General features: G+C 72.5%; 8 protein-coding genes. 1 reads left to right on the forward strand and 7 read right to left on the reverse strand.

Annotation, left to right across the window (positions count from 1 at the left end):
* Positions 1 to 85: 85 nt before the first annotated feature.
* A complete protein-coding gene (locus ACFVXJ_RS14930) occupies positions 86 to 2206 on the reverse strand; it encodes a type IIA DNA topoisomerase subunit B (protein WP_389662111.1) in 2121 nt (706 codons plus the stop codon).
* Positions 2207 to 2654: 448 nt separating this feature from the next.
* On the opposite strand from ACFVXJ_RS14930, the gene ACFVXJ_RS14935 reads away from it, so the two are divergent.
* Positions 2655 to 2891: a hypothetical protein gene (locus tag ACFVXJ_RS14935; protein ID WP_030239625.1), complete on the forward strand. Its 237-nt coding sequence runs from the start codon at positions 2655 to 2657 to the stop codon at positions 2889 to 2891.
* 129 nt (positions 2892 to 3020) lie between these two features.
* On the opposite strand, the gene ACFVXJ_RS14940 is transcribed toward ACFVXJ_RS14935, so the two are convergent.
* The 6 genes from ACFVXJ_RS14940 to ACFVXJ_RS14965 form a co-directional block, all read right to left on the reverse strand.
* Positions 3021 to 3938 (reverse strand): S1 family peptidase, encoded by a 918-nt coding sequence (locus tag ACFVXJ_RS14940; protein WP_389662112.1) that lies wholly within the window; start codon positions 3936 to 3938, stop codon positions 3021 to 3023.
* 112 nt (positions 3939 to 4050) lie between these two features.
* Entirely contained in the window at positions 4051 to 5619 is a 1569-nt protein-coding gene (locus ACFVXJ_RS14945; RefSeq protein ID WP_389662113.1) for an RNA polymerase sigma factor, read from the reverse strand.
* A gap of 408 nt (positions 5620 to 6027) precedes the next feature.
* A complete protein-coding gene (locus tag ACFVXJ_RS14950; protein ID WP_389662114.1) occupies positions 6028 to 6915 on the reverse strand; it encodes a FadR/GntR family transcriptional regulator in 888 nt (295 codons plus the stop codon).
* Positions 6916 to 7120: 205 nt separating this feature from the next.
* A complete protein-coding gene (locus ACFVXJ_RS14955; RefSeq protein WP_389662115.1) occupies positions 7121 to 9166 on the reverse strand; it encodes an ATP-binding cassette domain-containing protein in 2046 nt (681 codons plus the stop codon).
* Between the two features lie 200 nt (positions 9167 to 9366).
* The gene (locus tag ACFVXJ_RS14960; RefSeq protein ID WP_389662116.1) at positions 9367 to 10113 is read right to left on the reverse strand and encodes an NUDIX domain-containing protein; all 747 of its coding nucleotides are present in this window, start codon (positions 10111 to 10113) and stop codon (positions 9367 to 9369) included.
* A gap of 69 nt (positions 10114 to 10182) precedes the next feature.
* Positions 10183 to 12150 carry a glycogen debranching N-terminal domain-containing protein gene (locus tag ACFVXJ_RS14965; protein ID WP_389662117.1) on the reverse strand — a complete coding sequence of 656 codons (1968 nt, stop codon included), beginning with the start codon at positions 12148 to 12150 and terminating at the stop codon, positions 10183 to 10185.
* Positions 12151 to 12694: the final 544 nt, after the last annotated feature.

The raw sequence follows: 12694 nt of genomic DNA on the forward strand, positions 1-12694 counted from the left end.
CTACCGGCGCTCTTCACTCATTCAGGTGACGCCGAACGAGTGAAGGGCGCCGGCGTGCCGCGATCCGTCGCCCACCGCGGTCGACTCAGGCGTCGATGCGCGAGCGGTCCAGGGTCGCGGCGGAGCCGGTGATGAACTCCTTGCGGGGCGCCACCTCGTTGCCCATGAGGAGGTCGAAGACCGACTCGGCGGAGTCCAGGTCGCCGATGTTGATCCGACGCAACGTCCGGTGCCGGGGGTCCATGGTGGTCTCCGCCAGTTGGTCGGCGTCCATCTCGCCCAGGCCCTTGTAGCGCTGGATGGCGTCCTTGTACCGGATGTTCTTGCGCTGGTATTCCAGCAGGGTCTGGCGCAGCTCGTTGTCCGAGTAGGTGTAGACGTACTTGTCCTGGCCCTTCTTCGGCTGGACGAGCTCGATCCGGTGCAGCGGTGGCACGGCGGCGAAGACCCGGCCCGCCTCGACCATCGGCCGCATGTACCGCTGGAAGAGCGTGAGCAGCAGGCACCTGATGTGCGCGCCGTCCACGTCCGCGTCGACGAGCAGGACGATCTTGCCGTAGCGGGCGGCGTCGATGTCGAAGGTCCGGCCCGACCCGGCTCCTATCACCTGGATGATCGCGCCGCACTCGGCGTTCTTGAGCATGTCCGAGACCGAGGACTTCTGGACGTTGAGGATCTTGCCGCGGATCGGCAGGAGCGCCTGGAACTCGGAGTTCCGGGCGAGCTTGGCCGTACCGAGGGCCGAGTCGCCCTCGACGATGAAGAGCTCGCTGCGGTCGACGTCGTCACTGCGGCAGTCGGCCAGCTTGGCCGGCAGCGAGGAGGACTCCAGCGCCGTCTTGCGGCGCTGCGCCTCCTTGTGCTGGCGGGCCGCGATCCGGGTACGGGCGGCCGCGACGATCTTCTCCATCACGGAGCGTGCCTGCTGCTTGTCGTCGCGCTTGGTGGAGGTCAGGAACGCCTTCAGTTCCTTGGCGACCACGGCGGCGACGATCCGGGTGGCCGCGGAGGTACCCAGGACCTCCTTGGTCTGCCCCTCGAACTGCGGCTCGGCGAGGCGGACGGTGACGACCGCCGTCATGCCCTCCATCGCGTCGTCCTTGACCACGTCGTCCTCGGCGACGCGCAGCAGCTTCGCCGAGCGCAGCACCTCGTTGACGGTCTTGGCGACCGACCGCTCGAAGCCGGAGACGTGGGTGCCGCCCTTGGGCGTGGCGATGATGTTCACGAAGGACTTGACGTTGGTCTCGTACCCCGTGCCCCAGCGCAGGGCGATGTCGACGCCGAGCTCGCGGGTGACCTCGGTGGGGGTCATGTGACCGCGGTCGTCCAAAACGGGGACCGTCTCCTTGAAGGTCCCCGTGCCGGTCAGCCGCAGTACGTCGCAGACGGCCTTGTCCTGGGCGAGGTACTCGCAGAACTCGCTGATGCCCCCGTCGAAGCGGAAGACCTCTTCCGTCTTGCCCGCGCCGTCGATGGCTCGCTCGTCGCGGACGACGAGCGTCAGACCGGGGACGAGGAAGGCCGTCTGGCGTGCGCGCTGGTAGAGCGTCTCCAGGTTGAGCCGGGCGTCCTTGAGGAAGATCTGGCGATCGGCCCAGTAGCGGACCCGGGTGCCGGTCTTGCCCTTGGCGATCCGCTTGATCTTGCGCAGGCCGTTGGCGGGGTCGAAGGGGCTGTCGGGGCCCTGCTCGGTGAACATGCCGGGTACGCCGCGGCGGAAGCTGATCGCGTGCGTCGAGCTGCCGCGGTCCACCTCCACGTCGAGTCGGGCGGAGAGGGCGTTGACGACCGACGCGCCGACGCCGTGCAGGCCGCCGGAGGCCGCGTAGGAGCCGCCGCCGAACTTGCCGCCGGCGTGCAGCTTGGTCATGACGACCTCGACGCCGGAGAGGCCGGTCTTGGGTTCGACGTCCACGGGGATGCCGCGGCCGTTGTCCCGGACCTCGACGGAGGAGTCCTCGTGGAGGATCACCTCGATGTGGTCGCAGTAGCCGCCCAGGGCCTCGTCGACGGAATTGTCGATGATCTCCCAGAGGCAGTGCATCAAGCCCCGGCTGTCGGTCGAGCCGATATACATGCCGGGGCGCTTGCGGACGGCCTCAAGACCTTCGAGGACGAGCAGGTGCCGCGCGGTGTAGTTGGAGCCGTCCCGGTCTGCTCCGGACAGCAGCGCGCTGGAAGGCACGGACGTGTCGGCGGTCACGCAGTTCGCTCCTCGCTGAATTTCTTTCTGGCCTGGTGGGGCGCGGGGGTGGCCCGGTCGCCCGTCAGAGGGTACCGAGAGCCTGGTAGAGCCGATGCAACACCACCCCCGCCACTTCCCCACCCTAGTGCAGATCCGCACGGATGTTCGATCCCCCGTGGGGGTGACGCAAACATCACGTTCCCTTCCACGCATGAACCATTTAGGGTTCGGGCACGTCCTCATGAACAACCCGGCGCTCATGTCGGGGGAGGATGGAACCGCAACAAGCGAACGACTGACAACGCGAAACCGTAAAGCAACGCAATACGGCTCCTTCGCCGCCAACCGGCAACAGCCGGCCAGCTTCGGAAGGAAGTTTCGAAAGAAAGCCGCGAGCGGGAACGTTTTCGGCCTGGTTGGATGTTGACCCTGGTACGACAGCTCGTCGAGCTAGAGAAGAGGCGACGTGACTACTGTTCTGACACCCGCGACCCCGCTGACGGCCGCTGACCGATGCGACCGTTGCGGCGCCCAGGCATATCTGCGCGTCGTCCTGCTGAGCGGCGGTGAACTGCTCTTCTGCGCCCACCACGGGCGTAAGTTCGAGCCGGAACTCAAGAAGATCGCCGCGGAAATACAGGATGAGACCGAGCGGCTTACGTCCGCTCCGGCTGCCAATGCCGCCGACACCGAGGACCGCTGACACCGGCCTACCCTCGCATCCGACGAGCCAGGACCGGCCAGGCCGGTCGACGGGCGGCTCCCCCCGAGACCCGGGGGGAGCCGCCCGTCCTCATTTCCTCGCGCGGGGAACGGCAGCCCGCAACCGTCCTCACAGCCCTTCGAGAGGGCCTGGACGACGCGCTGAAGCCCTCGGCGGGCCCATGGCGGTCCGCTCCTCGGGCGCCGGACGCGCGGCCCTCTGGGGGCTGCTCACGAAGCCGGCCACCGCGGCGATCCGGGTATACACCCCCGGACTGTCGGCACGCCCGCAGCCCCTCCCCCAGGACACCAGGCCGATGAGCCGCCCCTGGGCGACGAGCGGGCCGCCGCTGTCGCCCTGACAGGCGTCCTTGCCGCCCTCCTGCTCCCCCGCGCACACCATGGACTCGGGCCGGTACTGCCCGTCCGCGTCACCCGGGTACGCCTTCGAGCAGACCTCGTCGGACAGCACGGTGACGTGGGCCGCGCGCAGCCCGTAGGCGTAGTCCCCGAACCCGCTCGTGTCGCCCCAGCCGTACACGGCCGCCCGGGTGCCCGGCTCGTAGGCCGGGTGGCCCGCTCCGGCCATGGGCAGCACATGGTGGGCCGGCACGGCTTCGGCGAGCTCCAGGACCGCGATGTCCCCCGCGTTGCTCTTGGGGTCGTACTCCGGGTTCACCCGGGCCGACCGTACGGCGATCTCGCGTCCGTCCGACGCCCGCAGCTCCGTACGCCCCGTGATCACCCGCAGGTCGGGCACCGCCTCGACGGGCCCGCCCAGCACCTGCCGTCCCAGGCAGTGGGCCGCGGTCACGACCGTGGCGGGGGCGACGAGGACTCCGCCGCAGAACTGACCGCCCCGCGTACCCCCGAACCGGTCACGGCTGGCCAGGGCCACGACCCACGGGCTGTCGGCCACCTTCACCGGTTGACCGCCGATCACCACGCCGTCCGCGGCAGCCCGGGGCAACTGGGCCGGATGCGCCGCGGCCGCTCCCGCCGCCAGCGTCAACGCCCCTGACAGGACACGGGCAAAGAAACGACGCATGAGGCCTCCTGACTCCGGGTGTGCATGACTCCACCCAGAGTGGGATGCCCGGTGGCCGTGCGCACCCGCGCGACCACCGGCGCCGCCCTACCGCCGTCCGTGTGCCGGCCGCTCAGTCGAGGTAGTCGCGCAGGACCTGCGAGCGGGAGGGGTGGCGCAGCTTCGACATGGTCTTGGACTCGATCTGGCGGATGCGCTCACGGGTGACCCCGTAGACCTTGCCGATCTCGTCCAGCGTCTTCGGCTGCCCGTCGGTCAGGCCGAAGCGCATCGACACCACGCCCGCCTCGCGCTCGCTGAGGGTGTCCAGCACCGAGTGCAGCTGCTCCTGCAGGAGCGTGAAGCTGACGGCATCGGCCGGGACCACGGCCTCGGAGTCCTCGATGAGGTCACCGAACTCGCTGTCCCCGTCCTCGCCGAGCGGAGTGTGCAGGGAGATCGGCTCGCGGCCGTACTTCTGGACCTCGATGACCTTCTCCGGGGTCATGTCGAGTTCCTTCGCCAGCTCCTCCGGGGTGGGCTCGCGGCCCAGGTCCTGGAGCATCTGGCGCTGCACCCGGGCCAGCTTGTTGATCACTTCGACCATGTGGACCGGGATGCGGATGGTGCGGGCCTGGTCGGCCATCGCGCGGGTGATCGCCTGCCGGATCCACCAGGTCGCGTACGTGGAGAACTTGTAGCCCTTGGTGTAGTCGAACTTCTCCACGGCGCGGATCAGGCCCAGGTTCCCCTCCTGGATCAGGTCCAGGAACAGCATGCCGCGACCCGTGTAGCGCTTGGCGAGGGAGACCACGAGACGGAGGTTGGCCTCCAGCAGGTGGTTCTTGGCACGGCGGCCGTCCTCGGCGATGATCTCCAGCTCGCGCTTGAGCTTGGGCGCCAGCTTGTCCGAGTTCGCCAGCTTGTCCTCGGCGAACAGGCCGGCCTCGATCCGCTTGGCGAGCTCGACCTCCTGCTCGGCGTTGAGGAGGGGGACCTTGCCGATCTGCTTGAGGTAGTCCTTGACCGGGTCGGCGGTCGCGCCGGCCACGGCGACCTGCTGGGCCGGGGCGTCGTCCTCGTCGTCCGAGATGACGAAGCCCTTGGCCTCGCCGCCGTCCTCTTCCTCCTCGGACTCGGCCTTGGCGGCGGGACCCTCCTCCGGGGTCTCCTCGTCGGCTTCGTCCGCGTCCTTCTTGGCCGCCGCCTTCTTCGCCGCCGTCTTCTTGGCGGTGGCCTTCGTGGCGGGGGCGGTCTTCTTGGCCGCCGCCTTCTTCGCCGTGGTCTTCTTGGCGACCGTCTCGGTTCCGGGCTCCTCCGGCAGGGCCTCGGCGGTGTCCGGCTCGGCCGGGGCGGAGTCCGGTGCCGCGGGCGCGACGGCCGGCGCGGCCTCCGCCTTGGCGGCTACGGTCTTGGTCGCCGTCCGCTTGGCGGGGCTCTTCGCTGCGACGCTCTTGCGGGGGGTGCGCTTGGGCGACTCCGCGGCACTGACCATCAGCGTCACACCCTCTTCCTCGAGGATCTGGTTGAGGCTGCGCAGAACATTCTTCCACTGGGTCGCAGGAATCTGGTCAGCCTCGAAGGCCCGACGCACGTCATCGCCGGCGATCTGCCCCTCGGCCTTGCCCCGCTCGATGAGCGCCATCACAGACTCGGAATCGGCGATCTCCGGCGGGAGCGTACGGGATGTGCTGGCCGACACGAACAACCTCTCGGAACGATGGGAACGGCTTCCGACCCCGGCCTGGTGGTGCTGGACCGTGGCCGACGACCACCGACTGGGGATGGGCCGGGGGCGCGGGCAGGGGCCGGGGAGCTGCACAGCACCCGCAAGGGCTGCTGTCTTCCCTCCGTCGGCCATCACCTCTTAAGTCATCGCGTGACGTCGCGGAGCGTTACGCCCAATCTTCGTGGTCCGAGTCACACCACTTTTACGGCAATGCCGGTCATACGGCCATACGCGCACTTCGGAGCGCTGTGCCAGGTCCGCCCGTACCGGCGCCAGGGCGGTCGTGGGGGACGGCCGTACGGGCCCTCACACCGGTGTCGCCGGGCCCGCACCGGGCCCGGCGACTCGTGGTGAACCCCCGCGCCCCCGCGCGAAGCCCTGTCAGTGCTCGCGCGGGGCCGGGACCACGCGCTCGACCTCCGGGTGCACGGTGAGCAGCTGGCGCATGGCGTTCTCGGCACCCAAGGCGTCTCCGGCCGCGAGCGCCTCGACCATGCGGGCGTGGTGCGCGACACAGGTCTCGCTGGGCCGGTCGCAGGCGGTGACCGGGCTGCCGGAGACCTGGAGGGCGGCGGAGACGATGCCGGAGAGGTGCTCCAGCATGCGGTTGGCCGCCACCTGGATCAGCAGGGCGTGGAACTCGTTGTCGGCGCGGGCGAAGGTGATCGCGTCGCCTTGGCCGAGGGCGTGCCCCATGATCTCGACCATGTCGGCAAGGCGCTGCTGGATGTCGGGGCGGCCGTGACCGGCGGCGAGGCGGGCGGCCAGCGGTTCGATGGTCCAGCGGAGCTCGTTGAGCTCGCGGCGCTGGTCGTCGCGCTGGGGGCCGAAGGCCCGCCACTCGATGATGTCGGGGTCGAGCAGGTTCCAGTCGGCGACCGGGCGGACCCGGGTGCCCACGTTCGGTCGGGCGCTGACGAGGCCCTTGGCCTCCAGGACGCGCAGTGACTCGCGGACGACCGTCCGCGAGACCTCGAAGCGCTGGCCGATCTCCTCGGGGACCAGTGGACGGTCCGCGCCGAGGTCGCCGGAGACGATCATCTGGCCGAGCTGCTGGACGAGTTGGCCGTGCAGTCCGCGGCCCCGGCTGCCTGCCGCGCGGCGACCCACGCGGCTCAACTCGACGTCGGCGCCCTCCCAGTGGGGTGGGCCGACCCGGTCGGACCCGGGGGTCTCCGCGAAGGGGTAGCGGTCGAGTTCGCCCGGGCCTGCGAGACCGGAGTCGGCGTGGCGGGCGGCGGTCATCATGGTGTGCGCAAGGGTACTCACGAATCCTTTGTCGGCTGTGCCTCCATCACCCTTGAGGTCTTTGGTGAAAAGCACACGAAAGGGTGATCGGTGCCACCTGCGCAATTGACGACTTATCGTAAAGAACCGGGCCTATTGCGGGGAGTTGCGGTCCGTTTCACGTGATGCGGGCGCCAACGGTCCCGTTGCCACCTCGTCCGGCCCCGGAACGATCAGCATCGGTCTTTCACCAGCGCACTCGGCTCCGCAGTCCTGTGAACCCATAGGCGCACAACAGGACGATCAGCGACAACACCAGAGCCGTACCGACGGGTTGGGTCGTCATCCGCAGCAGCCCCAGGACGAAGTGGTCCGCCTCCGGCGGCCAGTGGGCGGCGGACATCCCGCGCAACCGCGAGACGATCCCGCCCGCCGGGTACGCGGAAGGCCCGGCGAGCACCTCGCGCACCAGCGGTACGACCGCCACGGGTACGGCGAGTACCGCGGCCAGGCCGGCGGCCGTGGAGCGGAAGACGGCGGAGGCCAGGACGCCGGCCCAGGCGCAACCGGTGAGGAGTCCCGCCCAGCCCACGGCCGGGGCGATCCACTGCGCGGGCGAGCGGAGCGGAGCGGCCCCGAAGACGAGCCCGACGGCGCAAATGTCGGTGACGAGGACGAGGGCGCCGATCAGCAGGGCGAGGGCCGAGCAGACGCCGAGTTTGGCGGTGAGCAGACCCAGCCTGCGCGGCACGGTTCCCCGGGCCGCCGCGAGGGCGGGGTAGCGGTACTCCTCGCCGAAGGCCAGTGCGCCCAGGAACCCCGCACCGAGGGCGGCGGGCGGCAGGGGCAGGAGTTCGGGCCATGCGGCGAGCATCCGGTCACGCGGTGCGGAGCCGGTCCGGGCGAGCAGGACGGCGGTGAGCGCGGAGACGGCGATGACCACGGCCGCCGTGAGCCAGGGGGTCGCGGTGCCGAAGACGCGGTGCAGTTCGTAGCGCAGGGGCCGCAGCGGGCCGGCGACGCGGCGGACCGCCGAGGCCGGGAGCCCGGGGCGGCCGTCGTGGGCGGGGCCGGGGGTCGGCGAGAGGTCGTGGACGGACTCGATCCCGGACCAGGTGTCGGCCCGGGGCCTGGAGGGGGGTCGGGAACCGCCGGGTCCAGCGGACGCGCCGGGTCCGCCGGGCGAGCCGGAGGCGCCGGGCGAGCCGGAGGCGGCGCGCGGCTCGGAGGCGGACTGTGGGCCGCCCTCCGCGCGCGCTTCCCCCCGGACGTCGATACGCGCCTCCGCTCGGGCGTCGACGCTACGGCCCTCGGCGGCGCGGGCTTCGGTGGCCCGGGTTTCGGCGGCCCGAACCTCGGTACCGGCTTCGGTGCGGGCCTGCGGAACGGGCCGGACCGCCGCTCCCGCCTCGCCGGCGTCGCTCGCGTCCCCGGTCTCGTCGGCGAGCCGGTGGACCAGTACCCCGTTGCGGAACGCGACTTCGCCCACCTCGGCGCAGTTGCTGCCGTACACGGACAGGCGGGTGCCGCTCTCCGCGACAATCTCGACCGCGCGCCGGGCCGCACGGGCCTCGCGTCCCAGGACGTCGGCCAGCCGGGCCGCGTGCGGGGTGCGTACGGCGACCCTCGGCCGGAGCCGGGTGCGGGCGAAGTCCGCGGCGTCCTGGTCGGCGACGAGCCGGCCCGCCTCGATGGAGACGACGCGATCGGCGCCCCGGGCGGCCTCCTTGGCGTCGTCGGTGGTGAAGAGCACCGCACCGCCGAGGGAAGCGTGTCCGCGCAACAGCGCGTACAGCCAGTTCCGTTCGCGGGGCGACAGTCCGTCGGCGGGTTCGTCGAGCAGCAGCGTGCACGGGTCGGCGAGGAGCGCCGCGGCGAGTGCGAACCGGCGCTCCATGGCGCGTGAGAGCGAGCCGAGCCGGTGGTCGCGCAGGCCGGCGATGCCGACGACCTCCAGCATGGTGTCGGCCCGGGAGGCCGGCACGCCTGCGGCGGCGCAGAGCATCCGCAGCTGGTTGCGGACGGTCCGCGACGGGTTGCCGGGCACGTCCCCGAGCAGTACGCCGACCTCACGGCCCGGCTGCGGGACCCGGTGCAGCGGGCGACCCCGGAAGTAGGTGACGCCCCGGCCCGGTTCGAGTTCGAGCATGAGCCGCAGCACGGTGGTCTTGCCCGAGCCCGGTTCGCCCAGCAGGGCGGTCACACACCCGGGGCGGGCCTCGAAGGTGAGGTCGTCCACGACGGGCGGGAGGTCTCGACGGGATGTGCTGGTGAGTCCGATGGCCTGGAGCATCGCTTCTCTCGCGGGGGGTGAGACCGCTCTGCGGCAGGGTGAATTCCGCAAGCAAGATAACGCGATATGTCCGATTTTTGAGGCAGGTGGATCGTGGAGCCGCCCGTGTCGCAACCGGAGCGCGCCCGACCGGGTGGAAGTCCGGCGAGCAGCGGCGGCGCGGCCCTCCCCCGGGTGAGCCGGGCCCCAGTGCCGGGGCGTCAGACCTCCGGGCGCAGCATCGGTGGGTTGAGCAGGGTCGCCCCTCCGGCTCGGAACAGCTGGGCGGGCCGCCCACCCTGACGGGTCGTGGTCCCTCCGGCGGGCACCAGGAACCCGGGGGTCCCGGTGACCTTGCGGTGGAAGTTGCGGGGGTCGAGCGCCACTCCCCACACGGCCTCGTAGACCCGGCGCAGCTCGCCGACCGTGAACTCGGGCGGACAGAAGGCGGTGGCCAGGGAGGAGTATTCGATCTTGGAGCGGGCGCGCTCCACACCGTCCGCGAGGATCCGGGCGTGGTCGAAGGCGAGCCCTCCGGAGGCTTGCTCACCCGCGGCGAGGAGCTCGTCGACGGGGGCCCAGCGCGCGCTGTTGGCGTCGCCTCCCGCGCGGGGCGCCGGCAGGTCCGGGGCCAGGACCAGGTGCGCCACGCTGACCACCCGCATCCTGGGGTCCCGCTTCGGGTCTCCGTAGGTGGCGAGCTGTTCGAGGTGCGCGCCGTTGTCCACACCCGGAACGCCCGGATCGTGCGCGCACAGGCCGGTTTCCTCCGAGAGTTCCCTGGCCGCGGCCGCCGCCAGGTCTTCGTCGGCTCGCACGAAGCCGCCGGGCAGGGCCCAGCGCCCCTGGAACGGCTGCTCACCCCGTCGGACGACCAGAGCGCAGAGCGCGTGGCGCCGTACGGTGAGCACGACCAGGTCGACGGTGACGGCGAAGGGCGGAAAGGCCGACGGGTCGTAGGGCGACATGCCGCGATCATAGTCGTCTGCCTGACGATAAACAGAGCTTTCGTGATCCCGGAGACGGTGATCCGGAGCTCAGCCTCCCAGTTGGAGCGCATCCGCCGCCTCCTCCACCATGCCGAGCCCCAGCCGGCTGACGCGTACTGCGAACGGTTCCCCGGCCACGCGCAGCCCCGAGAGGCGCAGTGCGCCGAGCGGGGCGCCGGAGAGGGGGGCGAGCGCGACCGTCCCGGCGGGGGCGTCCGGGCGGATGCCCGCGAGGGCGGTCAGTACGTGGATCCCCGACGCCGCGGCCACCGCGGCCGGGCGGCAGGCGGCCGGGTGCGGGAAGGGCGCGCTGCCCGCGGTGCGCTGCTCGGCCGCGTACATCTCCGGCAGGCGGTAGCCGAATCTCTCCGCCGCGTCGAGCAGGCCCCGCAGCAGCCCGGCGGCTTCCTTCTCGAAGCCGGCCTGGGCGAGGGCCGCCACCGCCACCGCGCTCTCGTGGACCCGTACCGCCCCGGAGCGGTGGCCGAAGGGGTTGTGACCCGGCTCCCGGGCCGCCATGCTCCGCAGGCCCCAGCCCGAGTCCATGGCGGGTGCTCCGAGCAGCCGGGCGAGTTGCGCGGTACGGGCCCGGTCGAGCAGGCCGGGGGCCGGGCGGCCACCGCCCAGCAGCCCGGTGTCCAGCAGGTGGGCGGCGGCCCCCGTCAGCCGGGCAAGCGGCCGCCCGTCGGGGTGCAGGGCCGCGGCGGGGCGCCCACCGTCGGGGCCGTCGATCCAGAACGCGGACCGGAACCTGTCCCGCAGTCGGGCGGCCCACTCCCGCCATTCCTCGGCTCCGTCCCGCCCGCAGCCGGCCAGCAGGTCGGCGCCGAGCAGCGCGGCCCGGTGCGCGTGGGCCTGGGTTTCGCACCGGCGGGGTCCCGGATCGGGGTCGGCCAGGAAGCCGTCCTCGCCCAGGGCCCCGCGCAGCCACCCGAGGCAGCGCTCGGCGGTGGGCAGCAGCCGGGCCACCTCCGCCTCGGGTAGTCCCCACCGCCACGCCTCGGCCAGCACCGCCGGGAAGGCGAGGGTGGCCTCCGTCCCGGTGCAGCCGGGCGGCAGCTGCGGTCCGGCCCCGCGCAGCGGGCCGGGGATCTTCCCGGTGTCGGGCCCCCGTCCCGTGATCTGGGTCCGGGCCAGGGTTCGCAGGGTGGCGCCGGCCAGCCCTGCGCCGAGTGGCAGTGCCATCCGGGCGGCCCACAGCGACTCCGCGGGGGCCAGGCCGAGTCGCCACGGGACCCCGGCTGCCGCGTAGGCGTCGCCCGGCTCGACGGGATCCCTGAGGAGCAGCGCTCCCAGATCCTGGACGCTGGTCCGGAACCAGACCTCCGCCCTGGGGTCGTCGCCCTCGGCCCGCGCCTCGGACAGCGGGTTCGCGACCTGCCCGGCCGGGGCCCGCGCGGTGCGGTCGGCGGTGGTCCGCAGTTCGATGGTGCGGGTTTCGCCCGGCCCCAGTTCGAGTTGCCAGCGCAGCAGGCCGGAGGAGGCGAGCGCGTCGTCCGGAGCCGGTTCGGCGGTGGTGACGGCCTGGGCCTCACCAGTGCTCCAGCGCAACCCGGCGGCATGCACCGCGGCGGGCAGTTCTGCCCCGGCCCGACCGGCCGCCACGGCGGCCAGCTCCGCCAGGTCGGTGCCGAGCGAGAGCTCCACGGGCAGCCGTACCGGCCGCGCCGCATAGCTTCGCAGGGTGATCCGCTCGGTGCCGTCGGCGTGGCGTACGCGCTCCACGCCGATGTCCGGGTCGGGACCGGCCTCGGCGCCGGTGCGGACGGTGGCGGTGAAGGCAGCCCGGTCCGCCCCGAGACCGCGCCCGTGCACGGCGACCGGCTCGCGGCCCCCGACGCGCAGTACGCACCGGGAGAGCAGCCGGCGCCCCGCGCGGTAGATCCCGTCGAGCCCCCGGCCGGTGAGTTGACCGTGCTCGGGCGAGATGACCAGGCACGGTGCGGCGACGCAGATGACGGCGTCGTGCACGGGCGGCAATTCGGGCCTGCGGGCGGGCGGTACGGAGTGGGCCATGCGTCGCCTTGTCTGGGCTCCGGTCGATTTCGCTGGTCGGCGGCGGGGCCGGTCACCCACCACCCCCCAGCTGAACGTGCCGAGCCCCGCCCGGGTCACGGGCCCCGGCGGCGGCCCGACCCGGCGACCGGCCCGTCCACCCACCCGTACACCCCCGTCGGTGATCCCCCACCCGAACCGGCCCCCGCCCAAGACCCCGGCGATCCGCAGCCCGAACCGCCGGCCGTGGAAGACCTGGGCGATCCGCAGCCCGAACCGCGGGCCGCCGCAGGCGGGGCCGCTAACCGGCCGGCGCCGGCCGCCCCGCGGCGCTTCCCGGGCCCGCGCCGGCGCGAGGGGCATCGTCGACGCGCCCGGTAAACGGTGCCGGACCCGTCCCACAGCCGCACAGGCGACCGTGTGCGGCGGCGCCGCCGGCGGAGCCTGACCACCTCGCGGCCGCGATCGCACACGCAGGCGGGCGGTTCCCCGCTGTCGGCCCCCGGCATCCGCGCCCTCGCGCGGGGCGCCGTGCAGCGGGCCCGCCGACGCCCTCCCGCTCCGG

The sequence above is a fragment of the Streptomyces sp. NPDC058279 genome, from assembly GCF_042881255.1.
Lineage (GTDB): Bacteria > Actinomycetota > Actinomycetes > Streptomycetales > Streptomycetaceae > Streptomyces.

What these genes read in the sequence shown, in the direction of transcription:
- ACFVXJ_RS14965 (WP_389662117.1), bottom strand. Translation starts at nt 12,150, where the DNA reads ATGGCCCACTCCGTACCGCCCGCCCGCAGGCCCGAATTGCCGCCCGTG.
- ACFVXJ_RS14955 (WP_389662115.1), bottom strand. Translation starts at nt 9,166, where the DNA reads ATGCTCCAGGCCATCGGACTCACCAGCACATCCCGTCGAGACCTCCCG.
- ACFVXJ_RS14960 (WP_389662116.1), bottom strand. Translation starts at nt 10,113, where the DNA reads ATGTCGCCCTACGACCCGTCGGCCTTTCCGCCCTTCGCCGTCACCGTC.
- ACFVXJ_RS14940 (WP_389662112.1), bottom strand. Translation starts at nt 3,938, where the DNA reads ATGCGTCGTTTCTTTGCCCGTGTCCTGTCAGGGGCGTTGACGCTGGCG.